The sequence below is a fragment of the Bradyrhizobium sp. SRL28 genome, from assembly GCF_018596315.1.
GTDB lineage: Bacteria > Pseudomonadota > Alphaproteobacteria > Rhizobiales > Xanthobacteraceae > Bradyrhizobium.
The window spans coordinates 85,051-111,553 of sequence record NZ_JAHEAG010000009.1; the positions used below are offsets into that span (position 1 = coordinate 85,051).

The 26,503-nt window shown below is 60.2% G+C and carries 23 protein-coding genes and 2 pseudogenes; 16 read left to right on the forward strand and 9 right to left on the reverse strand.

Going from position 1 to position 26,503, the window contains the following annotated elements:
• The first annotated feature begins 2 nt into the window (after nucleotides 1-2).
• The 4 genes from KIP88_RS20135 (at nucleotide 3) to KIP88_RS20155 (ending at nucleotide 4,531) form a co-directional block, all read left to right on the forward strand.
• Entirely contained in the window at nucleotides 3-524 is a 522-nt protein-coding gene (locus tag KIP88_RS20135; protein WP_308163600.1) for a DUF3305 domain-containing protein, read from the forward strand.
• Nucleotides 521-1,597 (forward strand): DUF3306 domain-containing protein, encoded by a 1,077-nt coding sequence (locus KIP88_RS48215; protein WP_308163602.1) that lies wholly within the window; start codon nucleotides 521-523, stop codon nucleotides 1,595-1,597. The genes KIP88_RS20135 and KIP88_RS48215 overlap by 4 nt, the downstream gene beginning before the upstream one ends.
• 1,009 nt (nucleotides 1,598-2,606) lie before the next feature.
• A complete protein-coding gene (locus tag KIP88_RS20150; protein ID WP_214489692.1) occupies nucleotides 2,607-3,989 on the forward strand; it encodes a HAMP domain-containing sensor histidine kinase in 1,383 nt (460 codons plus the stop codon).
• A gap of 203 nt (nucleotides 3,990-4,192) precedes the next feature.
• Nucleotides 4,193-4,531, forward strand: a complete 339-nt coding sequence (locus tag KIP88_RS20155; RefSeq protein WP_214489693.1) for a hypothetical protein — start codon at nucleotides 4,193-4,195, stop codon at nucleotides 4,529-4,531.
• Nucleotides 4,532-5,000: 469 nt separating this feature from the next.
• On the opposite strand, the gene KIP88_RS20160 is transcribed toward KIP88_RS20155, so the two are convergent.
• Nucleotides 5,001-5,720, reverse strand: coding sequence for a response regulator transcription factor (locus KIP88_RS20160; protein WP_214489694.1), 720 nt, complete (start codon nucleotides 5,718-5,720; stop codon nucleotides 5,001-5,003).
• Between the two features lie 635 nt (nucleotides 5,721-6,355).
• On the opposite strand from KIP88_RS20160, the gene KIP88_RS20165 reads away from it, so the two are divergent.
• Entirely contained in the window at nucleotides 6,356-7,027 is a 672-nt protein-coding gene (locus KIP88_RS20165) for a hypothetical protein (RefSeq protein WP_214489695.1), read from the forward strand.
• A gap of 155 nt (nucleotides 7,028-7,182) precedes the next feature.
• Here KIP88_RS20165 and KIP88_RS20170 read toward each other — a convergent pair whose 3' ends face one another.
• Both KIP88_RS20170 and KIP88_RS20175 read right to left on the reverse strand, forming a co-directional pair.
• A complete protein-coding gene (locus tag KIP88_RS20170; protein WP_214489696.1) occupies nucleotides 7,183-8,460 on the reverse strand; it encodes an efflux RND transporter periplasmic adaptor subunit in 1,278 nt (425 codons plus the stop codon).
• On the reverse strand, nucleotides 8,457-11,639 hold the full coding sequence (locus tag KIP88_RS20175) for an efflux RND transporter permease subunit (RefSeq protein ID WP_214489697.1): 3,183 nt from the start codon (nucleotides 11,637-11,639) through the stop codon (nucleotides 8,457-8,459). Before KIP88_RS20175 ends, KIP88_RS20170 begins: the two co-directional genes overlap by 4 nt.
• 567 nt (nucleotides 11,640-12,206) lie before the next feature.
• Between KIP88_RS20175 and KIP88_RS20180 the strand changes: the two genes are divergently transcribed.
• The 9 genes and pseudogenes from KIP88_RS20180 to KIP88_RS20220 all read left to right on the forward strand — a co-directional run bounded on the left by KIP88_RS20180 (nucleotide 12,207) and on the right by KIP88_RS20220 (nucleotide 21,308).
• Nucleotides 12,207-13,253 (forward strand): heme o synthase, encoded by a 1,047-nt coding sequence (locus KIP88_RS20180; RefSeq protein ID WP_214489698.1) that lies wholly within the window; start codon nucleotides 12,207-12,209, stop codon nucleotides 13,251-13,253.
• Nucleotides 13,254-14,129, forward strand: coding sequence for a ubiquinol oxidase subunit II (gene cyoA / locus KIP88_RS20185; RefSeq protein ID WP_214489699.1), 876 nt, complete (start codon nucleotides 13,254-13,256; stop codon nucleotides 14,127-14,129).
• Complete coding sequence (cyoB, locus tag KIP88_RS20190; protein WP_214489700.1) at nucleotides 14,126-16,111, forward strand: cytochrome o ubiquinol oxidase subunit I; 1,986 nt, start codon at nucleotides 14,126-14,128, stop codon at nucleotides 16,109-16,111. Before cyoA ends, cyoB begins: the two co-directional genes overlap by 4 nt.
• Nucleotides 16,108-16,740: a cytochrome o ubiquinol oxidase subunit III gene (gene cyoC / locus KIP88_RS20195; RefSeq protein WP_214489701.1), complete on the forward strand. Its 633-nt coding sequence runs from the start codon at nucleotides 16,108-16,110 to the stop codon at nucleotides 16,738-16,740. The genes cyoB and cyoC overlap by 4 nt, the downstream gene beginning before the upstream one ends.
• Complete coding sequence (gene cyoD / locus KIP88_RS20200) at nucleotides 16,737-17,132, forward strand: cytochrome o ubiquinol oxidase subunit IV (RefSeq protein ID WP_214489702.1); 396 nt, start codon at nucleotides 16,737-16,739, stop codon at nucleotides 17,130-17,132. Before cyoC ends, cyoD begins: the two co-directional genes overlap by 4 nt.
• A gap of 228 nt (nucleotides 17,133-17,360) precedes the next feature.
• The gene (locus KIP88_RS20205; RefSeq protein WP_214489703.1) at nucleotides 17,361-17,855 is read left to right on the forward strand and encodes a Dps family protein; all 495 of its coding nucleotides are present in this window, start codon (nucleotides 17,361-17,363) and stop codon (nucleotides 17,853-17,855) included.
• Nucleotides 17,856-18,331: 476 nt separating this feature from the next.
• Complete coding sequence (locus tag KIP88_RS20210) at nucleotides 18,332-19,267, forward strand: L-lactate dehydrogenase (protein WP_214489704.1); 936 nt, start codon at nucleotides 18,332-18,334, stop codon at nucleotides 19,265-19,267.
• A 58-nt stretch (nucleotides 19,268-19,325) separates the two neighbouring features.
• Entirely contained in the window at nucleotides 19,326-19,700 is a 375-nt protein-coding gene (locus KIP88_RS20215) for a hypothetical protein (protein ID WP_214489705.1), read from the forward strand.
• A 216-nt stretch (nucleotides 19,701-19,916) separates the two neighbouring features.
• Nucleotides 19,917-21,308 (forward strand): annotated as a pseudogene (locus KIP88_RS20220) (MFS transporter).
• Nucleotides 21,309-21,362: 54 nt separating this feature from the next.
• Here the strand turns inward: KIP88_RS20220 and KIP88_RS20225 are convergent.
• Nucleotides 21,363-21,932: an NADPH-dependent FMN reductase gene (locus KIP88_RS20225; RefSeq protein WP_214489706.1), complete on the reverse strand. Its 570-nt coding sequence runs from the start codon at nucleotides 21,930-21,932 to the stop codon at nucleotides 21,363-21,365.
• A gap of 238 nt (nucleotides 21,933-22,170) precedes the next feature.
• Here KIP88_RS20225 and KIP88_RS46595 point away from each other — a divergent pair.
• A pseudogene (locus KIP88_RS46595) lies at nucleotides 22,171-22,377 on the forward strand (HU family DNA-binding protein); the annotation flags it as partial.
• Nucleotides 22,378-22,464: 87 nt separating this feature from the next.
• Nucleotides 22,465-23,667: a hypothetical protein gene (locus KIP88_RS20235; protein WP_214489708.1), complete on the forward strand. Its 1,203-nt coding sequence runs from the start codon at nucleotides 22,465-22,467 to the stop codon at nucleotides 23,665-23,667.
• On the opposite strand, the gene KIP88_RS20240 is transcribed toward KIP88_RS20235, so the two are convergent.
• The 5 genes from KIP88_RS20240 to KIP88_RS20260 all read right to left on the reverse strand — a co-directional run bounded on the left by KIP88_RS20240 (nucleotide 23,640) and on the right by KIP88_RS20260 (nucleotide 26,469).
• On the reverse strand, nucleotides 23,640-23,924 hold the full coding sequence (locus KIP88_RS20240) for a hypothetical protein (protein ID WP_214489709.1): 285 nt from the start codon (nucleotides 23,922-23,924) through the stop codon (nucleotides 23,640-23,642). The genes KIP88_RS20235 and KIP88_RS20240 overlap by 28 nt on opposite strands.
• Nucleotides 23,914-24,120 (reverse strand): hypothetical protein, encoded by a 207-nt coding sequence (locus tag KIP88_RS20245; protein ID WP_214489710.1) that lies wholly within the window; start codon nucleotides 24,118-24,120, stop codon nucleotides 23,914-23,916. The genes KIP88_RS20240 and KIP88_RS20245 overlap by 11 nt, the downstream gene beginning before the upstream one ends.
• Entirely contained in the window at nucleotides 24,102-24,665 is a 564-nt protein-coding gene (locus KIP88_RS20250) for a c-type cytochrome (RefSeq protein WP_214489711.1), read from the reverse strand. Before KIP88_RS20250 ends, KIP88_RS20245 begins: the two co-directional genes overlap by 19 nt.
• A complete protein-coding gene (gene soxC / locus KIP88_RS20255) occupies nucleotides 24,652-25,941 on the reverse strand; it encodes a sulfite dehydrogenase (RefSeq protein WP_214489712.1) in 1,290 nt (429 codons plus the stop codon). The genes KIP88_RS20250 and soxC overlap by 14 nt, the downstream gene beginning before the upstream one ends.
• Nucleotides 25,942-26,220: 279 nt before the next feature.
• Entirely contained in the window at nucleotides 26,221-26,469 is a 249-nt protein-coding gene (locus tag KIP88_RS20260; RefSeq protein ID WP_214489713.1) for a hypothetical protein, read from the reverse strand.
• Nucleotides 26,470-26,503 lie beyond the last annotated feature (34 nt).

Genomic DNA, 26,503 nt, shown 5'->3' on the forward strand with positions numbered 1-26,503 from the left:
GCGTGAGGTCAACTGCGCTCACGAGAATTGCGATTGGTGTGGTGGTCGAACGCCGCAAAGCGAAGAGCCCGTGGCTCGATTTCCTCTGGCGGCCGATTTATGTGTTGGTTGGAACGCCCTCGGCCACACCCTGGACCCAGATCGGTGAAGAAGGCGGCGCGACGACATTCTATGCGGGTGAGGCTGCGATCGAACTGCATCGGACCGAAACGGCGAACTATCGGGACAATCTCTCGTCCGGGACACCCGCGCTTTGGGTCGTGCTGCGACCGAGGCCTACCAATTCTTCGCGTCCCGCGTTCAACATCCTTATGGTTACGGCTGATCCCTCGGAGGGTGAAGCTTTGACCGATGCAGGGAATGATCTGGTCGCAACCGTTCCGATGCCCGCTTCGATTATCGAGACGATCGAGCGCTTCATCGCCGAGCACCATGTCGAGCGCCCCTTCAATAAGCGGCAGCGGGACCGAGGTGAGCCGCGGGTGCCTGGCCACCGCAGCGAAAACACGGAGAACGGCAAATGACCCGGTCAGAAAGCATCTTGTCGCGCTGGTCGCGAATGAAGCAAGAATCCGTCGAGGTCGGGGCGCCGGACCGTTCATCGGAGCTCAAATCCATTGACGCAGAGCGTGGCGATTTGAACGAAGCAACTGCGACACCGGCAGCAAGCTCTCCAACCTCCCCTCCCTTCGACCCGGCAAGCTTGCCACCGCTGCAATCGATTGCTGCGGATACCGACATCCGATTGTTTCTGGGATCAAATGTCCCGGTCGAACTAACGAAAGCTGCGCTACGCCGGACCTGGGTAACCGATCCGGCCATTCGCGACTTCGTTGGGATTGCGGAGAACCAATGGGATTTCAACGATCCAACCGCGATGCCCGGCTTTGGACCGCTAACAGCCAACGATGTCTCTGCTGTTTCCGGTGCACAACAAGCTCTTGCTGGGCTCAGAGAAGCCGAGCAGGCCCGCGGACCTACGAAAGACGCTGTCGATGCCGAGCCCATCCCAGACGCGCGCCAGATTGATGAGATCGATCGTGCACGGGCGCAGGAATATGCGCTGCTCGCGGCATTGCTTTCACACAGTCCCGACACGCAAATGATCGAACGTTTGTCCCGCCTAACCGGCGAAACGACCCAGTTGGGCGCTGCGCATGCGGGGCTCAGTGCGGCGGCCGCGGGCGCGCCACCAGAACAGATCGAGCGCGAATATTTCGATCTTTTCGTCGGACTTGGGCGTGGTCAACTTTTCCCCTACGCGTCATATTACCTGACGGGTTATCTCCATGGGCGGCCCCTCGCCCGTCTCCGTCAAGCCCTGAAGCAAATTGGTATTGAGAGGACGGAGGAAAACTCTGAACCTGAGGACCACGCCGCGGTACTTTTCGAAGTCATGGCGGGGCTCGCCAGCGGCCAGATCATTGCTCCCCATGAGACCGAACGCGATATCTTCGAGAGCCATATCAAGCCGTGGATCGGACGGTTCTTTTCGGACCTCGAGCACGCCGAATCCAGGCCATTTTATGCGAGCGTCGGAAAACTCGGCCGCATCTTCATGGAAATCGAAGCAGAAGCATTCTCGCGTTCATCATAGGAATGCAAGCTGGATGGCAGACGGGTTACTGCCATAGCCGTCGCGTATGCGGGGGCACCGCTCGATCGATGGCGGCTTCTTCAGGGGTCGGTTTGCGCTTGGCGTCTGGAAGCGAAGAAACATCCGCCGCTGTCGGCTGACGATGGGGTGGACCAGCCACGGTCCCTGTGAGGCGCGAATCTGGCGTCAGCGAGGGTAGGACGGTTGGTTCGCGGGAGTCATCAAGCCATGCGTCCCGGGCCCATGCATCCCGCCTCGCGCACAACTGGCAGAACGTCCGGCCAGAACGAACACAACGGTCACTAGAATAGGTTTTCGCAGCTCCTTGCCAAGGTGGCATTGAACGCTTTCAACACATGTGCGTTCGTGCGATCTGACCGGTAGACGATCACATTCGCTAGCCCTGCAGGTAACTGTCACGGCATTACCGTCCCGGCTCCATACGAGATGCGGCGCGGATGCGTGGACAGCTCGAACCCGTCAGTACGCCGGGCGCGCCACCTGCTAAGTGTTGGCGTATTCTTCAGAATAAACCCCTCTATTCATGCTCGAACACCTTTCGACTGACGTTACGATCTTGAGTGGACCGCCAAGGCAATGGTTCGGCGGCAAGTAGACGTTGCTCGCTGCGGTGCAACTAAATACGAATTTAGCTTCCCGGCATCCAGGCAAGACATTGAGCCCATCCTTGCCGTCGGATACGGGACCGAGAATATGGATTGGCCCTGGCACGATGACTCTGCGGCAGACGCTAAAACCCTATTTAATGGTGAAATTAGTCCCGCAATCCTAGATTACGCTCAGAGCAGCCACCCCGTTATTCTTGATGGGTCATGCGGTTGTCGAGTGGACGGCGCACTCCGCTCACTACGCCCCCGAATGAAGCGGGCGTGCCCGCAGTTCCATTTTGAATGGGATGAAGTCATGGCTTATCTGCAGCAACAGTCGATCACCGCGCCCGATTGGCGTTTCGAGGTGGACGTGCCGAGTAAAGCCTGGATGATACACGATGTTCGCAGGGATTGATTCATTCACCGTTCAGCTTCTCGACGTTATCCGCACCACGACATTCCGCTGGGCCGCCGGTGCATTCGCGGTGTGCATCGTGTTGTTCTCGGCTTTCGTTTATTGGCAGGCTGTCGACTGTGTGTTGGCGAGTACGGATGCCGCCCTTACGGAGGAACTCCTCGCTATTGCGGCGGACTCTCCGGCCCGGCAGTTGAACGCAATCGACGATCGATTGAGCCACGATCCGCGTCGCATCAGACTTGCGGGCCTGTTCCGCCAGGATGGGCATCGAATCGCGGGCAATCTCGCGAGCCTGCCGCCAGGCCTCAAGATCGACGCTTCAGTTCAGAGCGTCGCGGCGATTCGGATCGATCCAATTGGCCCGGAGGAGATGACCGTTCGCGCAATTTCCCGCAGCTTGCCGGACGGCAACGTGCTAGTGGTTGCCCGCAACATCGACGAATTGAAGCAGCTTGCGGAGGTCGTGGCGCGAGCACTGCTATTGGGGTTACCCCTCGCCCTGGGCTTTGGCCTGGCGATCGGCATGGTCCTGAGCGTCAGAGCCCAGAAACGCGTGGCCGAATTCAATACACTTGTCCGCCGCATCGTCGCCGGCGATTTGCGACAGCGCCTGCGCACGCAGGGCCTAGACCATCCGTTCGACAAGCTTGCAGAAACCGCAAACGGCATGCTGGATGAAATTGAAGCTCTCGTGCGGGAGATGGCAGGGGTTGGCAACGAAATTGCTCACGATCTCCGTACACCGCTCACCCGGGTGCGCCTCGGCCTCGAACGCGGACGCGCCAATGCCAAGAGCCTCGAGGAGTTACAGGCGGCCACCGACCGGGCGATTGGTGGCGTTGACCAGTCGTTGACGATCATAACCAAGCTCTTGCGGATCGCTGAGATCGAATATGGCGGACGCTTGAACGAATTCGACAATGTCGCGCTGCCCGACCTTGTCAGGGAAGTTGGCGATCTATACGCGCCCATCGCAGAGGACAAGCATATTACCCTGTGCGTGGTGGCGAGCGGGGATGCAACAGTGCGCGGCGACCGGGACCTGCTTCTTGAGGCAGTGGCCAACCTGGTCGACAATGCCGTGAAATTCACACCCGCAGGTGGCGCTGTGGAGCTCGCCCTGGTCCCCGGCAAGAACGAATCCATCGTTCGTGTTTCGGACTCGGGACCGGGCATCCGGGAGGATGAGCGGGAAGCCGTCATTCGGCGCTTCTACCGTTCGGACAAGAGCCGAACCACCTTCGGGTTTGGCCTGGGTCTGAGCCTGGTGTCAGCGATCATCAAGCTGCACGGCTTTCGGCTCACGATAGCAACCGGTCCAGGTTGCGTGGCTCAGATCGCGTGTGCACTTCCTACCCTTTGAGTCTTACCCTTCTGATTCACGCTTCTGTTTGGCTCGAGCGGGCTGGATATTCAATTCGGATGGTTGAACGAGAATTTAGTGGAGAGCACGCGTGAGCATTCCCATCTCCAGTGTATCGTAGCGCTGGCGGTTGCCTTGCTCGGACATGCCAGCGTCTGACCAGAACCTGTGGCGGAAAGCCCGCCCATTCCAAGGAGAATGTCATGAGAGGACGAGTGATGATGATTTTGGCAAGCGCGGTATTGGCCGGCAGCCTTCTTGCCACCGGTGCCCAGGCACGCGGCGGAGGCGGCGGAGGACACGGTGGTGGCGGCGGCCATATGGGCGGCGGCTTTGGTGGTGGCCACATGGGTGGCTTTGGCGGCGGTCGTATTGGAGGTTTTGGTGGAGGCCATGTTGGTGGCCTTGGCGCGGGCATGGCGCATGTCGGTCACGAGCGCCTGGGCGCGGGACGGCGTCGCTTCGTTGGCGGCGGCTTCTACGGCGACGATTGCCCGTATTATGGGTCTCCCTACACCTGGCCGTACACCTGCACTTACTGAACGGTTGCTGATCCGGAAGCCGCAGACGCGCGGCTTTCTCTGGTGGGTTCACCTGGAAGAATTGGCGAACAACAGAACGCCAGCTCTACAGGTGAGCCCACTCACCTCCGCAGTCGCAGCTCCGCACTTGGACTCGACTTTAATGTCCTACACCTCAATTTAGTAGCTACGCTGCGCTCGGCGCTTATCATTTGGTGATCCGCCCGGGTTCCGAGCGGCGGAAGATATCCAAACTTCCATGATGGAGCGCCTGCTATGGGTATTGAAGGACGATTTGCAGGCCTCGCAGCTCGGGCTCTCCGGCGAAAAATAGATCAACGCGCCGATCATAACGGCGCCGAAGTCGGCGAATGGCAGGACACAAAGACAAAAATCACGGGTACCCCAGTCATCGCGAGTGTCCAGCGAAAAGTACTCGAACGCATGTATTGTGGTTGAACGCATCGGATCTCGCTGTACGGACATCCGGCTAGCCGTCAACGACGACGCATTGCTCCCGGCCATTGGAATCTTCTGGTCCGGTGCGAAGAATAAAGCCGGCGCCGCGGACATTGTGGATCATAGGGACTTCGTCAGGCCCGTCCACCTTATGGCGCAAGCGACCCATATGCACGTCTACGAGATTGGTCGCCGGAACGAACTTGTAATTCCAGACTTCCTCCAGAAGCATGGCTCGCGTCAGAAGCTGATCGCTACGTTGCATCATATATTCGAGCAGGCGAAACTCGCGCGGCAGCAGATCGATGACGCGCTCGCCGCGTTTGGCGGTGCGCTCGATCAGATCGAGCTCGAGCGGCCCTGCCCGCAGTATAGTTTCGCGCGATTCGGCCGGACGGCGAAGCAACGCCTCCACCCGGGCGACAAGTTCGACGATCGCAAAGGGTTTGGTGAGATAGTCGTCGCCACCCATCCGCAATCCGCGCACACGGTCGTCCACTGCACCGAGCGCGCTCAACACCAGCACCGGGGTACGCACCTGGTCCTTTCGCAGCGCCTCGATCACCGTAAGTCCATCCATTCCGGGCAACAGCCGATCGACAACCATGGCGTCCGGCCGCAACGATCGCGCCTTGTCGAGGCCATCGATGCCGTTAGCCGACCATTCGACGTCAAAACCACGATCGGTGAGTTCGGCGGTAATTTCCTCGGCCGTTTCGCTGTCGTCCTCGATCAGAAGCACTTTTGTCATCGGTTCATTCCCAGCCGCTACTATGCCATTCGCACCGAGCCCTGTGCTCGAGCCTGGATTTCCTGGGATCATATGCTTGCTCGAGACCAAAGGCATAATCTCACCGGCCCCAAACGCCATGGAAAAGAGCAGGACGGCACCTCCCGCCTCGGTTCGGGGGGCAAGAGGCGTGGCGGACGCCGTCCTCATGGCGGCCAATCTGAACACCGCCTCGGGGGGCAAGCGCGGTGGGCCGCTCAACAAGACACATAGGCTTCCGGAGGGACCCCCACCACTAAATAGCATTTTAGAAACGGCCCGGCCCGAAGCGCTTATCGCTCTACGGGCGGGCGTCGGAAAGCGGGTTTTCGGCTTGGAGCATGATCCGGAACAGTCGGTACCGGTTTTCCGAAAGGTCATGCGCTAATAAGATACAGCGAGACGACTATTCGAGGAAATTCATCACGCTCTAGCAGCCTGCTGGCGATACGCCCGGTGTTGCCGCTGCGCCTGTGGCGTTAGCCGGCGCCATCGTCCCAGGCGTCGCTAGATTGATCGTCATGCTCTCGGCGCATGCCGACGTATTCGGTGTCGGCATCACACCCGTGGTCGGATCGATGCTGGTGTCGGCAAGCACCGCGACTGGGGGTTGAATCGTGCCAGGCGGGGGACTGCTCGTAACTTCGGGGGTCGAGAGCGGCAAAGCGGCGCCATTGGTCGGCGGACCTCCCGGCGTAGTGCTGCATGCGGTAGTCGACGGGCTGCCGAGCGGAGACACCGGCAATATGGTCCCGGTCGTGCTGCCGACGAATGGCGTGGGAATAGTCCCCAACGCGATCCCTGGCATCATCGTTGTCGATGGCATCATCGTCGCTGTGCTGCCCACCATGGATGTGGAGGCGGTGGTTGGTACCATCGATGGCGTCGGTGTGGACGTTGCGGTAGCGGCAGGCTCCGCCGCCGCTGCTGTCAGCGACGACGCCACCGGTATCGTCGTGCCGAAAATATCGGTCGCGAACGATGTAGCTGGTGTTGCGGACAGCAACAGCGGCGCGGTCGAACTGGCGGTCGCCGCGGCGAGAGACGCAGCCGTCAGTGGCGGTGTCGTCGCTGCCGCGGGCGTGGAGGGTGTCGTTCCGATTGCGCCACCTGTTGCCGACATAGAAATAACTGGCACCGACGGCGTTCCAGGCGCAATTTGTCCTGTTGGTGCAGCACAGGTCACGACCGTCCCCGGAGTCGTCGGGTCAGAAGCCAGCGGCACCGGCGCCAGCGTCGTGCCGGGAGAATTTGGCTGGGTTGTCGCCGAAAACGGGCTCGGACCATAGAGTGGAGATGTGACGATCGTCGCTGGCGTCGTTGGAAGCCCCATAGCCGTGCTACCCATGGTGGAGACCTGCGCCAGGCCAGCGCTGCCTCCCCCCAGCAAGATGACCGTTGTGAAAAGTAAGCGTCGCATCGCCATTCCTCTCTCCGTCCCGATCTAGCTTGTCTGTGGCTTATCTGTGCGAACCGTGACCTTGCTGCCATTCGCCAGGCCGAGCATCGGATTGAGGATGACCTGATCGCTGGGCTTGACGCCATCGTGCACTTCGACCTCCGTGCCGAAGTCACGCGCAATCGTTATTTTCTGCAGATGGACGGTCCCGTTCTCGACGACCGCGACATGGACACCGTTCTGATCGAATACCACCGCGTCGGCGGGGATGATCATCGACGGCGTCTTTCTCGGGATATGCAGTTCGACGGTGCAATAGATCCCGGGGCTGAGCGCCCAGTCCGGATTGGGGACGTCGATTTCGGTCAGCAGCGTGCGGCTGCCGGGCTGCAACGCGTTTGCGATTCGCGTCACCTTGCCGGGAAAGGTTCGATTTGGAATCTCGGGGACACGGACCACTGCGTCGACTCCGGGCCCAACCCCGAAAGCCTGGTCCTGGGGGACGAACACCTGGGTGCGGATCACGTCAGGGTGCATCAGCGTGAACATGAAGGTCGACCCCGATGTCACCAGGCTGCCATTGTCGATGTTGCGCTGTGTGATCACCCCGTCGAACGGCGCCACCACACGCTGGTACGCCTTCTCCTGCCCAAGAATTCGAATCTGGGCCTCCTGGGCTTCAATGTTGGACTGAGCCACACCCACCGCTGCTTCCTGCGCCTGCAGGGTCAGGCGATCGTTGTCGCCCTGCTGAAGTGTGAGCCATCCCTGTTTGACCAGTTTGCTGTCGCGCGCATTGGTGACCTGGGCGAGTTCCTGGCTTGCCTGGGTCTGCCGCAACGTCGCCTGATTCTGGGCCAGCGTCGCCTTGGCTTGCGCAATCTGGTGGTCGAGCTCGGGGGCGGTAATGTCCACCAACAGGGCTCCGGCCTTGACCCGATCGCCGATGTCGACGTAGCGCTTTTCGATGTAGCCGCTGGTGCGCGCAAAGATATTCGCCGCCTCAAAGGCCGTCGTAGTCGCCGGCAAGCTGACCGTAATCTTGCTGTCGCTGGCGCGGACCGCCGCGACGCGAACATTGGGGACAGAAGTCCTGCTCTGTTGCGCAGTGGCCGCGACCTCGACGCCGGCCTGGTAGTGGCGCCAGCCTCCTATTCCAAGGCCGGCCAGCAGCAGCAGCAGCGCGCTTCCGCCGAACAACACTCCTCCGTAGCGACGTCGACCCTTGCGACCGCCATCGGGTAGCGCCACAACGCGATCGGTTTCAGGGTCAACGCGTCCCTCAACATTTTCACTTTTCGGCTGCAAACGAATCTCGGTCATCCCGGAACCTCCTCGAAAACGCCATGGTGCGGCTTTCCGTCGTTGCGTTTGCGCAGCATTGCGAACAGGTAAGGCACGATCAGCAATGTCGTCGGGGTCGCGAACAGCAGGCCGCCGATGACGGCGCGCGCGAGCGCAGCATTTTGTTCCTCGCCGGCACCGCCGATAGCCATCGGGATCATGCCGACGATCATCGCGGCAGCCGTCATCAGCACGGGGCGGATTCGGGTGTGGCCGGCGCTCAACGCGGCCTCAAATGCGGAGCGCCCCTTTAATTGTTGCTCGCGTGCGAAGGTCACCAGCAGAATCGAGTTCGCTGAAGCGACGCCAACCGCCATGATCGCGCCCATCAGCGACGGCACGTTCAACGTGGTGCCGGTGATGAACAGCATCGTGACGATGCCGCAAAGCGTCGCCGGCAGGGCCAGGATCACAACGAAAGGATCGCCGAACGTCTGGTAGTTCACGACCATCAGCAGATAGACGAAGACGGCGGCGAATAGCAGCCCGATGCCGAGATTCCGAAACGAGTCGTTCATACTCTGTATCTGGCCAACGACCTGAATTGAGTTGCCCGGTTTCAGCTTCTGCTGCAGCTCCTTCGTAACCTTGTTGATATCGGCTGCGACGGCGCCGAGATCGCGGCCCTGCACGCTGGCATACACATCAAAGACCGGCTGGATATTGGTCTGGTTCGAGTTTGTGGCGACCGTGTCGCGGTTGAACGTCGCGACATTACTAAGCACGCCGGGGACAGTTTGGCCGCTCGCCGCCAGTGAGGTGGAAACCGGCGTGTTTCCGAGCGCATTGAGCGAGTTGACGAGGCGTTCCGGCGTTTGCACGGCCAGATAATACGGAATCCCCGAACTCAGATCGGTCCAGAAATTGGGCGACACCTGCACCGACGAACTCAGGCTGACATTGATGTTTGTGGCTATGGTGCTGGCATTGAGGCCGAGTTGAGCAGCCCGGGTCCGATCGATTTCGGCGTAGAACGCCGGACCGTCGACTTCCTGCTGCAGATGCGCGTCGACGATCCCCGGGATCGCGGCGAGACGTTGCTGAAGCTCCTTTGCAATCGAAAGGTTGTTGTGGTCGGTGCCCACCGTCCGGACGTCGATCTGCGCCGGCAATCCGAAGTTCAGGATCTGCGTCACGATGTCGGCCGCCTGGAAATAGAACGTGCTTTCGGGAAATGCGGCGGGCAGCACCTGACGCAACTTCTTGACATATTCGGCGGTCGGCCTGTGGCCTTCCTTCAGCTGGACCTGGATGACACCGTCGTTGATTCCGATCGTGGAACCGTCCGCGAATGCCAGATTGTAGGCTCGCGCCGGCAGGCCGATATTGTCGATAATGAGGCCGCGGTCCTGTTCTGGAATGACTTCGCGGATCTTGTCCTCGACCTTCTGGAATATCGCCTCGGTGCTTTCGATACGGGTCCCGGCGGGAGCACGAACGTGAAGCTGGATCTGGCCGCCGTCGATCAGCGGGAAAAAGTCCCGCCCAACGAACAAGAGCATCGTGGCGCCGAGGCCGAGTATCAACACGGCGACAACAGGTACGATGGCCCGCCTGCGCAACAGCAGCGTGAGGACTTTCAGGTATCCCCCACGCAGCCGTTCGAAGCCGCGGTTGAATGCGGCGGTCATCCGCGAGAAGAAGCCTGGCGGGGTCCCAGCGTCCGTACCATGACGCTCATTCTTGAGCAGCAAGCCGATCGTGATCGGAGTCAGGGTCCGCGACAACAAGTAGGAAGCCAGCATCGCAAATACGACAGCAAGACCAAGTGGCGTGAACAGGTACTTGGCCGGTCCGTCGAGAAACACCACCGACGTGAACACGCAACTGATGGCGAGGGTGGAAACTAGCGTCGGAACCGCGATCTCGGCGGCGCCGTGCAATGTCGCCTCGGAAAGCGGCATGTGTTCTTCGGTCCACAAGCGGTGCGTGTTCTCGATGGTCACGGTCGAGTCGTCGACCAGTATGCCAACCGCCAGCGCAAGGCCGCCGAGCGTCATGGTGTTCAGTGTCTCGCCGAGAAAGTACAGCACGATGAGCGACGACAGGATCGAGAGCGGAATCGAAATCATCACCACCAGCGTCGACCGCCAGGAGCCCAGGAAGATCAGGATCATCAGCGCGGTGAGGCCCGCCGCGATGGCGCCCTCGCGCAGCACGCCATTAACGGAATTTGTCACGAATACCGACTGGTCGAACAGTTCGTTGATCTTGAGTCCGGCCGGCGCGGCGGCGCGGATCGACTGCAGGGCCTGCTTCACGCCGTTGACGACCGCCAGCGTGGAGGCATTGCCATTCTTGATGATGCTGAGCAATACCGAGCGGTGGCCGTCGTCGCGCACGATGTTCTGCTGCACCAGCGAGCCGTCGCGTACTTGCGCCACGTCCTTCAACAGGATGGTGGCGCCGTTGGCGAACTTGACGGGCATCTTGTTGAGATCGTCGATCGTCGCCGGCGTCGCGTTGGTTCGCACCGTGTATTGCTTGTCTCCGATCTTCGCTGTTCCCGACGGCAGCGTCAGGTTTTGCGTATTGACCGCGTTCACGATGTCGAGCGGCGTCAATCCTCGGGACAGAAGCTTGTCCGGGTCGATATCCACCATGATCTGACGATACTTGCCGCCGGCCGGCGTCGGCAGAGTGACGCCAGGCACCGGCGCCAGTTGCTGCCGGACCCGATAGATACCGAAGTCATAGAGCTGCTGCTCGTTCAGGCTGTCCGAGTTGAGGCTGAGCTGCAGCACGGGAACGCTCGACGCATTGAACTGCACGACGATCGGCGGCTGGATGCCGGGCGGCATCAACGAGCGAATGGAATTGGTAGCGGAGACGATTTGCGCGATGGCGAGGTCGAGGTTGACGTCAGGCTGGAAGTAAATCTTCTGGATCGACAGACCATTGAGGGTCTGCGCTTCCATGTTCTTGATGCCGTTGACGTTCGCGCTGATGGAATATTGGCTGTAGGTGGTGACGCGCTGTTCCATCTCCGGCGTGGTCAAACCGGTGTATTGCCAGATCACCGTGACCACCGGTATTCGTATTTCCGGAAAAATATCCGTCGGCATCGACCGGATGGCGGCGACGCCCAGAAACAGGATCAGGGCTGCGACCACATAAAACGTGTGCGGAAATCGCAGCGCAAATCGAACGATGCCCATCCTCTGTCCTCACTGCGTTCCGCGCCGACGGCATTGCGAGCCGGCCAACAAATCTACGGGAGCGGCCTCCATACATGGCGGCCGTTCGCAGCACCCTCAATTAAAAACCGATTTAGACTTTCGCATTCGCTCGCGGTCTCCGCCAACCGCGACGATGCAAACGTTCGTATGATCCTTCGAACCATTATCCACATGGACATCCGTACTCACGTACAATTGAGCGAGCCATCGCGGCGCCCCTAATCTCGGTGCTATTCGACCAGCTGCAGTGACTGAACGTCTCGTACTACTGAACGTCTCGTACTCCGGCCAAACGGATTCTCAATGTATCAGCTGCACTAGCTCCCGACGAATGCCAACACATCGCGGCACATACGAACAGCCGGATAATCTGCACCGGTTCTGATCGACGCGGTTGTGACAGGACGAACTCGCGATTCCGCCCTCCGGCACGCTGGAAATGGCCAAAGGCTTCACCCCGGACATGATCAGGCCGCGATCAACGGAGCCGGCGACGAAGTCGTCGACCCGCAAAAAGCAAATCTCTGGCGCTGAAAGACTTTGACCATGAAGATCACAGCCACTTCCCTTCCTCGCCCGCGAGTGCTGCCCCGCTCCGGTTTGACGACACGGGTGCCTGATTTTATCGCACTCATGAAGCCACGCGTGATGTTGCTTGCGGTGTTCACCGCATTCGCTGGGTTGATGATTGCACCGGTTTCTCTCGATCCGCGACTCGGCTCGCTTGCGATGGTCGCTATTACCGTCGGGGCCGGTGCCGCCGGGGTGTTGAATATGTGGTACGATGCCGATATCGACGCCGTCATGACCCGCACAGCCCGGCGTCCGATCCCTCGCGGCAGGATTTCGCGCCGAGAAGCGCTTGCGTTCGGACTATTCCTTTCCTTCGGCGCGGTCCTCGTCCTTGGCATGGCGACCAATGTCGCCGCCGCTGGCCTGCTCGCCTTCACGATCTTCTTCTACGTCGTCGTCTACACCCTCTGGCTGAAACGGATTACGCCGCAGAACATCGTCATCGGCGGCGCTGCCGGCGCGTTTCCTCCCGTGGTCGGCTGGGCATCTGCCACCGGAGACATCGGCGTCGAGCCGATCGTTCTGTTCCTGATCATCTTCCTGTGGACGCCCCCGCACTTCTGGGCGCTGTCGCTCAATCGTGCGGACGAATACCGGCATGCCGGCGTGCCCATGCTCCCGGTCGTTGCCGGAAGGGCCGCAACGACGCTGCAAATCCTCATCTACAGCGTTTTGTTGGTACCGACCTCGTTGCTGCCATGGGCACTCGGGTATGCCGGAGCACTGTACGGCGTGGTTGCTCTCGCCAGCGGAGCGGTCTTCCTTGCGCTGGCGTTGCAGCTGCGCCGGAGCCAGGAGAGCGATCGGCAAGCGGCACAGCGTCTGTTCCTGTTTTCGATTTCTTATCTGTTCCTGCTGTTTGCCGCCCTGTTGACCAACAATATCGGCGATCGATCGTCGTGGACGGTCTCAGCGCGTGAGGACGTCCGGCGGAACACCCGATTCGCCTCGCTCGCAGCCCTGCAGCTTCCGCTTGATATGGCAATCGCCTTCACCGTTGCAAAGTCAGACGAGGTCTAGATGCGCTATGGTTTACTGGCTGTCACCCTACTCAGCGTCGCGCTCGGCGGCTGCTCAGAAGGCGTCCTCGATCCCAAGGGACCCATTGCCGCAGCCGAACGGCTGATTATGTTCAACTCGCTCGGCATCATGCTGGCGATCGTTATCCCTACGATCCTCGCCACGCTCGCGGTCGGCTTCTGGTTTCGCGCGTCGAATTCACGCGCTGCATACTTGCCGGATTTCGCGTATTCCGGGCGTCTCGAGCTGCTCGTTTGGTCGATCCCCGCCATGACGGTGCTTCTCGTTGGCGGCGTCGCGTGGGTTGGCGCCCATGACCTCGACCCGCGTAAGCCGATCAGCTCCAGCGTAACGCCCGTTACCGTCCAGGTCGTCTCGCTCGATTGGAAATGGCTGTTCATCTATCCGGAGCAGGGAATCGCGAGTGTCAACAACCTGGTCGTACCGGTTGGCACGCCGATCAGCTTCGAACTGACCTCATCGAGCGTCATGAACAGCTTCCACGCGCCTCAGCTCGGCAGCCAGATCTACACGATGTCCGGAATGGTGACGCGCCTTCACCTGCAGGCCGACCATCTCGGGACATACCCGGGGCAATCGGCCATGTTTAGCGGTGACGGATTCTCCGACATGCGCTTCACGGTCGATGCAGTGACGGACAACCAATTTGCGCAATGGGTTCGCCAGGCTCGCGAAACGGGTCCGGCACTCGATATGCAGACTTATGCCGCTCTGGCAATGCCCAGCAAAGCGGTCGCGCCATTCACCTACCGCACTGTCGCCGCCGATCTGTTCAGCCGTATCGTGAACGCAGGTATGGGCACGCAAGAATCATTTCTACCAATTTGTTCGACGTCGCAGAGGGCTGAACGATGAATCTCCTGGGCAAGCTTGATTGGAGCGCGATTCCCCTTCATCAGCCGATCATCATGGGCGCAACGGCGTTCATGGGCCTTATCGTGGCGGCGGTCCTCGGATTCATCACGATGAAGGGCGCCTGGCCCTATCTGTGGCGCGAATGGCTGACCTCGGTCGACCACAAGCGCATCGGCGTCATGTATTGCATACTGGCGCTCGTCATGCTTCTGCGCGGCTTCAGCGACGCGATCATGATGCGCTCGCAGCAGGCGGTAGCGGCCGGCGGCGCACAGGGATATCTGCCGCCCGAACATTTTGATCAGATCTTCTCGGCGCATGGCACGATTATGATCTTCTTCATGGCTATGCCGTTCGTGGTAGGTCTCATGAATTTCGCGGTGCCGCTGCAGCTCGGCATTCGCGATGTCGCCTTCCCTACGCTCAACTCAGTCAGTTTCTGGCTGACCGCCGCGGGTGCGCTGTTGATCAACGTTTCGCTCGCGGTCGGCGAGTTTTCGAAAGCCGGCTGGTGGGGTTATCCGCCACTCAGCGAATTGCAGTATTCGCCCGGCGTCGGCGTCGACTACTATCTGTGGTCATTGCAAATCTCCGGTCTCGGCACCTTGCTGGCGGGCATCAACTTCGTCACGACCATACTGAAGATGCGCGCCCCGGGCATGAGCTATATGCGCATGCCGGTTTTCTGCTGGACTTCGCTCGCCACCAACCTGCTGATCGTGGCGGCCTTTCCGGTCCTGACCGCGGCTCTCGCGATGCTGCTGCTCGATCGTTATCTCGGCTTCCATTTCTTCACGAACGAGGCCGGTGGCAATCAGATGTTGTACGCCAACCTGTTCTGGGTCTGGGGACACCCGGAAGTCTACATCCTGGTCCTGCCGGCGTTCGGCGTGTTTTCCGAGGTCATCGCGACCTTCTCCGGCAAGCCGCTGTTCGGATACCGCTCGATGGTGGTCGCAACCATGGCGATCTGCGTCCTCTCCTTTTTTGTTTGGCTGCACCACTTTTTCACCATGGGCGCCAGCGCAAACGTCAACGGCTTCTTCGGTATCATGAGCATGGTCATCGCCTTGCCCACCGGCGTGAAAATCTACAACTGGCTCTTCACGATGTACGGCGGCCGCGTACGGCTCTCGGTGCCGGTGCTGTGGACGGTCGGCTTCATGGTGACCTTCGTCATCGGTGGCATGACCGGCGTGCTCCACGCCGTGCCGCCGGTCAGCTTCCAGCTCCACAACAGCGTATTCCTCATCGCGCATTTCCATAACGTCATCATCGGCGGCGTCGTATTCGGCGCGATGGCGGGATACACCTACTGGTTCCCCAAGGCTTTCGGCTTCGCGCTTGACGAACGCTGGGGCAAAGCCTCGTTCTGGTGCTGGCTGGTCGGATTCTATCTCGCATTCATGCCGCTCTACCTGTTGGGCCTGATGGGCATGACCCGGCGCATGCAGCATTACGACAATCCTGCGTGGCAGCCCTGGCTGATCGTCGCGATGATCGGCGCCATCGTGATCCTGGGGGGGATCATCTGCCAGATCGTGCAGCTTGTCGTGTCGATTCGTGATCGCGACAGGCTGCGCGTGACCGCCGATCCATGGAATGGCCGCACGCTCGAATGGTCGACAGCGTCGCCGCCGCCAGCCTGGAATTTTGCCTTCGCGCCGAACGTTACCGGAAGAGACGCCTTCTGGACCAGCAAGCGACAGGAGCAGGCCAGACAGGATAAGCCGGCGCCAGCCCGTGCATATGAACCCATTGAAATGCCTAAAAATAGCGCCACCGGCTTTGTCTCGGCCTTCTTCGCCGTCATCATCGGCTTCTCGATGATCTGGCACATCTGGTGGCTGGCCAGCGTCGGCGTGTTCGGCGCATTCGTGACACTGCTTGCCTTCGCCTTCCGCAGACACCCTGAATTCGAGGTGCCAGCCGAGCAGATTGCCCGATTCGAACGGGCTCAACAGTCGGGAGCTGCAGCATGAACATCGCCACCACAATCGATGGCGTCCCGCTCGAGGCGTTGCACAGCGCAAGTGAAGCCGGGCCCGCCGCAAAAAGGATCGTGGTCGCCTACGGTTTCTGGATCTTCCTATTGAGCGACATCGTGATGTTTGCCGCGCTGTTTGCGAGCTACGCGGTTCTGGTGCGCTCCACGGCGGGCGGTCCGACCGGCGCCCAGTTGTTCAATCAAACCACGGTGGCGATCGAAACCGTCTGCCTGCTCGTCTCGAGCTACACTTGCGGACTGATGTCGCTCGCCATCAATTCGCGAAATCGCCTTGGCACATATCTGGGTGCCCTGATCACGTTTGCGCTCGGCGTGGCATTTCTCACCCTCGAGCTCCGCGAATTCGCCGACATGATCGCTCACGGCGCGACGCCGGAGCGCAGCGCCTTTCTCTCCGCCTTCTTCACGCTTGTCGGCTGCCACGGGCTACACGTCACCCTCGGACTGGTCTGGCTCGCGGTGATGATGGTCCAGGTGGCGGTGATGGGATTCGCCACCAGCGTGCAACACCGACTGCTTTGCCTCTCCTTGTTCTGGCACGCGCTCGACATCGTTTGGGTCGGCGTTTTCACGGTGGTTTATCTGATGGGAATTAGCCTATGACGGACGTTCGATACGATCGCGCTCCCGGAGACGTCCCGAGCGAGGAAGTGCAGGCATGGGCCCCCTCGGAGGCTCTGGTCTACTCCATCGGCCTCTTGGTGGCGCTCGTTCTCACGGCGACGTCCTTCTGGGTTGCCAACACATCCATGCTCTGGCCGGGCGGCGTGGGCCTGGGGCTTGCGGTCCTCGCGATTGCCCAGATGGGCGTTCACCTTGTTTTTTTCCTCCACCTCACCAGCGGGCCGGACAGCACCAACAACATCCTAGCCCTCGCCTTCGGCCTGCTCATCGTATTCGTGGTGGTCGTCGGTACAATATGGATCGTGACCGACCTGAACGACAACATGCTGATGCCGTCGTCCGATGCGATGAACGTGCGGATGCAGCCTTGAAGCCGTGAGCGGTCAATGCGGATATGGAGATCTCGACCATGGCGCATATCGATCGGCTGCCGTTTCGGATCCATGCCGTTCTCTTGTGACAACCTGGAAGGCTAAACAGCTTTTTAATTGAAACGTCCGGGAACGAAGGCGATCTATAGGCTGTCCAACCGGCACGCAGCAGGTCGCCATCTGTCTGCGGTCGAAGTCACCCGACTAAAAATCGACGAGGTCGCTTACATGTTGCAGAAAATGTCGCTCAAGACTCCCACCACTCTTTCGGAACACGCCGTTCGTGATATCTCGGTCGAACTGACGGTGCTTCTCTCGGACGTATTTGCGCTATATCTCAAGACCAAGAATTTCCATTGGCACATGTCTGGCCCACATTTCCGCGACTATCATTTGATGCTCGATGACCAAGGCGACCAGCTTTTTGCCATGACGGATGCCATTGCCGAGCGCGTGCGGAAGATCGGCGGGACAACCATTCGTTCGATCGGGCAAATCTCGCGCCTTCAGCGCATCGTGGATAACAATGCAGAATACGTTGAGCCGTTCGACATGATAGCTGAGCTCCGCGAAGACAACGCAATACTGACGCGGAACATGCGCGAGGTTCATTCGCTCTGCGACAAGGCAGGAGATGTGGCTACCGCAAGCCTGCTGGAGAACTGGATCGACGAGACAGAGAAGCGAACCTGGTTCCTCTTCGAGTGCGGTCAGCGCGCCTGAGATCCAAGACGAACGACTCGCTGCGGATTCAGTATCTCGGACATCTCTCTATTTACTCGTCGATGAATGGACACGTTCGACCAGAGTCTAAGGACGCCTTTCTGTCCTGACTTACGCCAGCATCGAAGGAAGCACCAATGAAGGACAGGACCCGCCGGACAATTCCCAAGCGTCGTGTCAAGGTTCAAAACAAGACTCGATCAACAAGATCAAAAGCGCAGGATGCGGAATGGGAGCGTGTCAATGACCAACTCGACGACGCCCTCAGGCAAACCTTCCCTGCCAGTGACGCGCTATCGATTATTCAAATCGTTCGCTGCAGTTAATGACTCGAGGCCGGGCCCTTCCCGGGATAACCGGGGCGTGTGACCGGGATATGCCGGCATTCTCAAGAAGCCGACGCGTGGCGACACCTTTGCTCATTGAGCATTTCGGCCGCCACCATAGGAAGTCCCAGGCACGGACGAGGACATGTCATGAAGGTTGGAATTGTCGGAGCGGGAGCCGTCGGGGCCGCATGTGCAATGGCAACCCTCATGAGAGGTTGCGCCAGCGAGCTGATTTTCGTTAACCGAGGCCGCAATCGCGCGAAAGCCATGGCGACCGACATGGGCTACGGGGCCCCCCTGTCATCCACCACCAGGGCGACAGATGGGGACTATTCGGATCTGGCGGGCGCCGCGCTCGTCATGATCACCGTCGGCGTCAACGAGAAATCCGGCGGGGCAACGGATCGTAGCGATCCACTGGGCCGCTTGCGCCTGCTGGACAGGAATGCCGAGGTCTACCGTGAGGTAATTCCCGCGATTACCGTAGCCGCGCCGGACGCCGTTCTGCTCGTCGTCACCGACCCTCCGGATCCGCTTGCCTACCTGACACGCGAACTGGCCGGTCATGAACGCGTTCTCAGCACCGGCACGCTGCTCGACAGCCTGCGCTTTCGCGTGCATCTGGGCCGACGGCTCAGGGTAGCTCCGACAGACATCGAGGCGCAGGTTCTCGGGGAACATGGAACATCCCAGATCTTTCATTGGTCTGCCGCCCGCGTAGGCGGCGTCCCGATTACGGATGCGCTTGAGCGGCTCGGCCTTATGCAGGGCGACGACGTCCGCGCGATGATCGAGAACGAAGTGCGCTATGCAAACATAGCGATCATCGAAGGTATTGGAGCCAGCCAGTATGGAATTGGAATGGTTTGCGCCCGGATCGCCGAAATCGTGCTGCGCGACGAACGCGCCGTAGTTCCTATCGGGGTTTATAACTCAAGACTTGGAGTAACACTCTCGCTGCCCGGTGTCGTCGGTCGGGACGGCTGCCTCCAAATCCTTGACCCTCCTCTGTCGAATGTCGAACAAGTTGCCCTGAAAAGATGTGTCGAAACATTACACAAGGCCCAAGGGCGAATCCGCTGATTAGCTATCAGAGCAAGTGCGACCAGAGTTCGGCGCGTGGATATCGAGGCGTGACCAAATGGCTCCTTCGATGACTGCTATTGTCCGCCTTTTTACCTTGGCGATTCTGTTCGGCCTTCCCGGCGTGCTGACGCCGGCGTTTGCGCGCGCCAGCTCGTTCGAGGAAAAGGTCTGGGATCCCGGAAATATCGACGCATTGCCGCCAGAGGTCCGAAGCGCCCTCACGCGAATGTGTGGACCGGACTTGGCGGCGCAGCAGTATTTCGCCGGCTACTTCGAGAATTCGAAGCTTCTCGTCTTGCATTTCGGACGTCTTCGTTGCGGCAATCGGACGGCCATCTGTACCCAAGGACGATGCCTTCATCAGGTTTACCGAAAAGTCGGCGATCACTATCGGTTGCTGAGAAGCTACTACGGTCCGGACGACGATTAATGGCTCACGCAGGGGTCTGACCGTCGTACTGTGCTTCACCGGCAGACCGGGAAAGAGCCTGACCGACTGGCACGAAATGTCACCTTTCCTGCCAAGCAAATCGATTTTCGGGATCGCTCTCCCATGCCGGACAGCTCGCATATGCGGCATCCCGAAAATCGCCTGCCGGCAAACCCATACGCCCATCAAATCGCGCATATTAGGAGAGCCTTTCGAATGTCGACGGAAACAATTTCGGCGGACGGGCCGGTTGCGATCGATGGTCTGCCGGCAGAACGCCGGAGATGGGCCGCCGCTGCCATTTTTACCGCTCTCGCGATGGCCTCGCTCGATACGGCGATCGCGAATAATCGCCCTCCCCGCAATAGCTGCTGATCTGCACGCTGGCCCGGCCGAAGTGATCTGGGTGGTGAATGTCTACCAGATTGCGATGGTCGCAACCCTTTTGCCGCTCGCCGCGCTTGGCGAAGTCGTCGGTCACCACCGCATCTACCTCGGAGGCCTTGTGCTGTTCACGTTGGCGTCGCTTTTTTGCGCATGCGCATGGTCGTTGCCCAGCCTGCTGACCGCACGCGTGCTGCAGGGCTTCGGCGCCGGCGGTATTATGAGCGTGAACACGGCGTGGTTCGCTTCGTTTATCCAGGGCGCTTGCAGGGGGACTGGGTTTCGGACGCAACGCGATGGTCGTCGCCACCGCCTTCACGCTCGGTCCGACGATCGCCTCGGGCATCCTCGCGATTGGACCTTGGAGCTGGCTGTTTGCCATCAACATCCCCTTCGGTGTTGTTGCGACCCTGATCGGTTTGAAGACATTGCCGCGTACCCCGAGAGCGACGCTTGGCTTCGATTTCCGGGAGCAATGATGGCCGCAGGCTGTCTGGGCCTTTTCATCCTGGGGATTGGAAGCGCCGCCCATCACGCGCGGCCTGGGCTTGTATCGATCGAACTTGCCTCCGCCGTGCTGCTTGGCTGGGCTCTGATCCGCCGGCAAGCGGATCCTCCGGCACCCGTGCTGCCGGTCGACCTGTTTCGGAGACCGATTTTTGCGCTTTCCACCGCGACCGCGGTCTGCTCGTTTGCGGCCCAAGGCCTGGCTTTGTCTCACTGCCATTCTACTTCGAGGACATTCTTCATCGTTCGCAGGTCGAGACGGGCATCTTCATGACCCCATGGCCTCTCGTCGTGGGCATCATGGCACCGATCGCCGGCCGTCTATCCGACCGCCATTCCGCAGGAATTCCCGGCGGCCTCGGTCTCGCGTTGCTGAGCCTGGGAATGGCCCTGCTGGCGATGCTCCCGGCCAACCCGCATGTCGTCGACATCGTTTGGCGCATGGCTATCTGCGGATGTCGGTTTGGCTTTTTTCAGGCCCCGAACATGAAGGCCTTGATGTCCGGCGCGCCTGTCGATCGTAGCGGCAGCGCAAGCGGCACGGTTGCGACGGCACGCCTGACCGGGCAGACAATCGGTGCGCTTGCCGCTCTCTGTTTTGGCCTCGCCGGTCGCGAGGGAGCCACGCTTGCATTGGGGCTTGGTGCAGTATTCGCCGCGACCGGAAGCGGGATGAGCTTCCTGCGTTTGGTCGCGACACCGCAAAGCGTTGCTTGAACCTGTGATTGCTCTTCTCTGCCGGAAGGAAAAACTGCGCGGCGGCTGTATCGTTCATGCCGCCTTTCGGACAGAGCGAACTGCCCTGATCTCCTCGAGGAGATCATCGACGCCCGCAAGTGCGAAGCCGATCGCAGCCTCATCGATGAGGCGCCCGTCGCGCACCTTCTCGTGCACGCCGGCGATCACGATCTGGGGCCGGAAAACAGGACGTGTTGGTATCGATGCGAGCGTCTCGTTCATCTGCTGCTGTGCGCGCACGCCACCGGTGAAGGCGGGCGAGGCCGTCATCGTCAGCACCGGCTTGCCTTTCAGCGCCGACACACCGTAGGGCCGAGAGGCCCAGTCGAGCGCATTCTTCAGCACGTCCGACATGCCATGATTGTATTCGGGTGAGATCATGATCACGCCATCGCTCGCCTCAATCGCCGAACGCAAGGCACGCACCGATTCAGGTGCGTGCTCGGCGTCATCATCCTCGTTGTAGAGCGGAATCCCATGCAGCGGGAAAATGTCGAGTGCAGCCCGGAACCCAAGCGCGTCCTGAAGGCCGCGAAGCACCGCGGTGCTGTAGGAGGCGCGGCGCAGGCTGCCGGAGAGGCCGAGAAGCGAGAGTTGTATCATCGGGGACGGAGCTCCAAACAACTGGAATTTCCAAATTGGCGATCAGAGAAACATCGCGACGACGTCGGTCAAGCTCAAGTAAATTCGATTTTAGATTCCACGCCCTGTGACTGTTCGCGAATGTCGACGTTTCAGTAAACGGATGCGTGATCAGGCTCGTATTCCTGTGTCGCGGTGCGCATTTATCCTGTTGGGGATACTGAGATCGCAAGGAAGCAGAGCTGTAACAAAAGACCTTAAGAACGCCCCGCGCATCGGCCGCAAGCCGAGGAGCGTCACCGAGGTGCGGATAGCTCCGTCTCGTATCATCGTGTTCAAGCCGTCGGCCGTTCTGAAGGAACGAATCAATCGCCCCAACCAGACGAGGTCGCGTGAGCAGCCGGGATATTCGGGCTCTATTGGGACACGTTCTGCGCGACGTTACTTAGCGCCGTCTGGTTCATGACCATCAGTTCGCATCCGGACACTGAGATCACCGACAGGTGGCGCCATGCCATCGGTTCTGAAATCCCATCGCCGCAAGAGAATAACCATGCATCGTAACAATGGCCATCTCCGACTGGCGGATCGCGCCTCCGATTACAAACGACTTGGAATCAAGCCGGTTGAAATAGCGGAGTTTGAGGACGGCCAACGTATCGGCACGGAAAGTGGCCGCTATGAATGGTGGTACTTCGATGCCCATCTCGACAATGGGGCGACCGTCGTCGTGGTTTTCTACACCAAACCGAACGTCAGCCCGAACGGTCCCCTTGCGCCGAGGATCACCATCAACCTCACCCTGCCCGACGGCCGCAGCTTCGTGAAACTTCTCGACACCAGGCCGGAGCTGTTCAAGGCATCGAAATCCGGTTGCGATGTCAGCATCGGTCCCAACCGCTTCGTGGGCGATCTCGAGCGCTATCACATCACCGCAACCATCGAGGAGATATCGGTCGATATCGAATTGACGGCAGACGTCCCCGCCTGGCGCCCCAAATCCGGTCATCTCTATCTTGGTGTCGAAGAGCGAGAAAAGCTCTTTGGCTGGCTCCCCGCGGTGCCCCACGGGCGGGCAAACGTCCGCTACACAATCGGCTCTGAGGAACACCGCGCCTCCGGCAGCGGATATCACGATCACAATTGGGGCGACGTCCCCATGCAGACGCTGATGCACAACTGGTACTGGGCCCGCGCCAGCGTCGGTCCCCACACCGTCATCGCGTCCTACATCACCGCCACCGCCTCTTACGGCCATGAAACGCAAACCATGTTCATGCTGGCCAAGAGCGGCAGGATCATCGCTGACAACGATGCGAAGGTATCCTTCGAGACGGATCGGGTCGCGATCGACGGCAAGACCGGCAAGCCGGTGGCCGATGTCACCCGCTACACTTGTCACGATGCCGATACGCGCTATGTCGTGTCATTCGAGCGCGAGAAGACCATTTTGCAAGCCATCCTCACCGACCGCGCGCCGCTGCTCAAGCAGATCATCGCCCGCCTGATCGGATTCGACGGCGCCTATCACCGCTTTACCGGCAAGGTCACGATGGAGGTTCGAGAGGGGCGTGCGTGTGGATCATTTCGAAGACCGCGCGATCTGGGAACTGATGTATTTCGGCAGGGCGCGCTATCTCAAGACCTAAATTTCCAGGACTCTTGCCATTGGGGGCCAGCGATCAGCGACTGCTTCTCAGCATGGCGCTTGACGCGGCCATGCGGCTCTCAAAGCGCGGGAATCATGGGTCCATAGTAGGTGCCCCAGTGGCCCCACACATCGCGGCTCTCATGGCCGCGGAATCCGTTGCGCAAACCGCCGGTGCGGCTACCGTAACCGCCAAAGCCGTCACCGGAAATACCACCAAAGGTGCCGCGAAAATGATTGCCGCGAAAGCCGTCACCTGTTCCGCCGCCACCATGGCCGCCACTTCGGGCAAATGCGCTGGTGAAAAGCCCGGAACTTCCGAGAGCAAGGACAATTGCAAAAACGACCGGGGCTTTACGCAACATGGACGACCTCATTGAGATGCTTGCAGCCGCTTCCATTTAAAGACGATGTCATCAGTTGCTCGCTCGGGAACTCGCAGCCGATATCTACAATATGTGAACGCACTCTTGTAATCGCTTGTCCCGTATTGCTGCTGTTGACGCGCGTCATCGCGGCATTCGGCAGAACGACGTGCGACGTCAGCAGTTCGACATGCATTCCGGGTTCTTGACATCAGGCCTTGGATCGCCAACGAACATGTTGCGATTTGGCATCTTGATTGCCGCAAGCGACTTGGCATCAAGCGTCGCATCGGCCGGCAACAGACCGTTGAGGCTAAGGATATAGGCGGAGACCGCGTAGACGTCGTCGTTGCTGAGCGATTGCGGCGCATTCTGCGGCATGGCGCGGCGGATGTAATCGAACAAGGTCGCCGCGTATGGCCAATAGCTGCCGACGGTGCGCACCGGCTTTGGCGTTCCGAGCGTGCCCTGCCCGCCGACGAGCCGGTCGCCGATGCCCCCCTCGCCCTTTGCGCCGTGACAGGCCGCGCATTGCTGACCGAATACTTCACTTCCATGGCCGACGCTGCCGCTTCCCGGCGGCAGTTTGCTGCCTTCGCCGCCGACATCGATGTCCCAGCCCGCGATCTCGGCAGGCGTCGCGACCCGGCCGATGCCATACGGGCTTTGCGCCTTTGCGCTCGTCACGCACAGCAGTGCAGCAACAGCCAACGCTGCGGATTTAAGCCTACGCGTGGGCATTGGTTATCTCGCCGTCTTCAGCGATGCGCCAGGGCCAGATCGCGTTGTTGTGGTAGACGTAGTTGTCGCCACGCACCGCGAGCAGTTCGGCCAGCGTCGGCTGCACGTAGCCGGTCTCGTCGACGGCGCGGCTCTGGATCACTGCAGGCTTGCCATCCCAATGCCACGGCAGCCGGAAGCGGGTCAGCGCCCGGGTCAGCACCGGCTCCTGCAGTTGGGCCTGCTGCCAGCTCTTGCCGTCATCGACGGATACATCGACACGCCTGACTTTGCCGCGACCGGTCCAGGCGATGCCGCTGATTTCGTGGAAACCCGGCGCCGACAGCCGCTGGCCGCCCGACGGCCGGGTGATGATGGATTTGGCTTCCATGTAAAAGGTGAATTCGCGTGCCGTACCGTTGGGCATTGGGTCGGTGTATTTCGAGGTCTCATCGCGCGAGTAAGCCGGCTCCGCAGTGACATGCAGGCGGCGCAACCACTTCACATTCATATTGCCTTCAAAGCCCGGCACCAGCAGGCGAAGCGGATAGCCCTGCTGCGGGCGCAGCCGCTCGCCGTTCTGGCTGTACGCCAGCATCGCGTCCTCGAGGCATTTTTCGATCGGAATGCTTCGGGTCATTGCCGCGGAATCGGCACCTTCGGCGACAACCCACTTTGCGCCCGGCTGCAGGCCCGCTTCCTGCAACACCAGCTTCAGGCTGACCCCAGTCCATTCGGCGCAGCTCAGCAGGCCGACAAGATCGGAAGCGGTCTTGCCATAGGGCTTTTTGTATTCCGGGTTGCCCGAGCATTCGAGGAAATAGATGTGAGACTCCGAGGGAAAGCGCCGGATGTCGTCCATAGTGAAGATCAGCGGCCTGTCGACGAGGCCATGGAGCATCAGCCGGTGCTGCGCCGGATCAATGGTGGGAACGCCGCCATGATGGCGCTCGTAGAACAGACCGTTCGGCGTGATGATGCCGTCGAGGTCCTGCAACGGCGTGCGTCCAGATGCCGACAAATATTGCGGCAGCGTCTTCGAGATGTTCTTGATGACGTCTTTTTCGAACGGGGACGGCGCGCCGTAGGGCTGGGTTCCCATGGGATCGCCGGGCGTCTTCATCCATTCCGGCACGTTGGGAGGGAGGTTGCCGGTATTTTCGGCCGCGGCGCGCGCTTCACTTCCGGCGAGGCCACCAGCAATGACGGCCCCGCCCAATAAGGCGCTACCTTCCCTCATAAATCGCCGCCGGGACGCGGAGCCAAAATTCCTGTCGATGTCGGGCGGCTTGGTCATCCTTGTCCTCCGCGCAAAATCGGTGTGCCTGGAATAACCTCGGCGAAGCTCGGCCCGGTCCCGAAGGAAGGCATCTTGATGGTAATCACAAAGCGCGGCGATGCTTGCCGAAGATTGCTGCCCTTGTCCGCTCTTGCCGGTCCCACAGGTCGATTTGGAATTCCTTAGGTTTGCCCTTCCCCTTCCCGCTCAGACATGGAAAGGGCCGCGTCATCCGACGCGGCCTTTTCTGGATTTGCCGCCCCCGATTTCGAGCCGGCATAGATGCTTCGCGTCAGCTTACTTCCAGGCGCGCCGGCGATCGTGTATCCGCGGACTCGGGATGACCGGGCCGCCGCTGCCGAACAGCTCCGGTGTCGTGGCGTGCGGGCCCGCCGCCGGCGTGGGCCGGCCGCCATTCAGGACGTCGTTATTGGGATAGTAGAATGCGAACGCGCCCGGCTCCTGGATAGCTGCCTGCGCGAAAACCGGCGTTGCGAACATCAGCGACAGAATCGCTGCCGCACCGAAGATCTTGGCTCGGTTCATCGTCTTTCTCCGTGTATCGATTGATAATCTCGGC

Coding starts and splice junctions, on each gene's coding strand:
- KIP88_RS48215 (WP_308163602.1), top strand. CDS start 521: ATGACCCGGTCAGAAAGCATCTTGTCGCGCTGGTCGCGAATGAAGCAA.
- KIP88_RS20150 (WP_214489692.1), top strand. CDS start 2,607: ATGTTCGCAGGGATTGATTCATTCACCGTTCAGCTTCTCGACGTTATC.
- KIP88_RS20155 (WP_214489693.1), top strand. CDS start 4,193: ATGAGAGGACGAGTGATGATGATTTTGGCAAGCGCGGTATTGGCCGGC.
- KIP88_RS20160 (WP_214489694.1), bottom strand. CDS start 5,720: ATGACAAAAGTGCTTCTGATCGAGGACGACAGCGAAACGGCCGAGGAA.
- KIP88_RS20170 (WP_214489696.1), bottom strand. CDS start 8,460: ATGACCGAGATTCGTTTGCAGCCGAAAAGTGAAAATGTTGAGGGACGC.
- KIP88_RS20175 (WP_214489697.1), bottom strand. CDS start 11,639: ATGGGCATCGTTCGATTTGCGCTGCGATTTCCGCACACGTTTTATGTG.
- KIP88_RS20180 (WP_214489698.1), top strand. CDS start 12,207: ATGAAGATCACAGCCACTTCCCTTCCTCGCCCGCGAGTGCTGCCCCGC.
- cyoA (WP_214489699.1), top strand. CDS start 13,254: ATGCGCTATGGTTTACTGGCTGTCACCCTACTCAGCGTCGCGCTCGGC.
- cyoB (WP_214489700.1), top strand. CDS start 14,126: ATGAATCTCCTGGGCAAGCTTGATTGGAGCGCGATTCCCCTTCATCAG.
- cyoC (WP_214489701.1), top strand. CDS start 16,108: ATGAACATCGCCACCACAATCGATGGCGTCCCGCTCGAGGCGTTGCAC.
- cyoD (WP_214489702.1), top strand. CDS start 16,737: ATGACGGACGTTCGATACGATCGCGCTCCCGGAGACGTCCCGAGCGAG.
- KIP88_RS20205 (WP_214489703.1), top strand. CDS start 17,361: ATGTTGCAGAAAATGTCGCTCAAGACTCCCACCACTCTTTCGGAACAC.
- KIP88_RS20210 (WP_214489704.1), top strand. CDS start 18,332: ATGAAGGTTGGAATTGTCGGAGCGGGAGCCGTCGGGGCCGCATGTGCA.
- KIP88_RS20215 (WP_214489705.1), top strand. CDS start 19,326: ATGGCTCCTTCGATGACTGCTATTGTCCGCCTTTTTACCTTGGCGATT.
- KIP88_RS20225 (WP_214489706.1), bottom strand. CDS start 21,932: ATGATACAACTCTCGCTTCTCGGCCTCTCCGGCAGCCTGCGCCGCGCC.
- KIP88_RS20235 (WP_214489708.1), top strand. CDS start 22,465: ATGCATCGTAACAATGGCCATCTCCGACTGGCGGATCGCGCCTCCGAT.
- KIP88_RS20240 (WP_214489709.1), bottom strand. CDS start 23,924: ATGTTGCGTAAAGCCCCGGTCGTTTTTGCAATTGTCCTTGCTCTCGGA.
- KIP88_RS20245 (WP_214489710.1), bottom strand. CDS start 24,120: ATGCATGTCGAACTGCTGACGTCGCACGTCGTTCTGCCGAATGCCGCG.
- KIP88_RS20250 (WP_214489711.1), bottom strand. CDS start 24,665: ATGCCCACGCGTAGGCTTAAATCCGCAGCGTTGGCTGTTGCTGCACTG.
- soxC (WP_214489712.1), bottom strand. CDS start 25,941: ATGACCAAGCCGCCCGACATCGACAGGAATTTTGGCTCCGCGTCCCGG.
- KIP88_RS20260 (WP_214489713.1), bottom strand. CDS start 26,469: ATGAACCGAGCCAAGATCTTCGGTGCGGCAGCGATTCTGTCGCTGATG.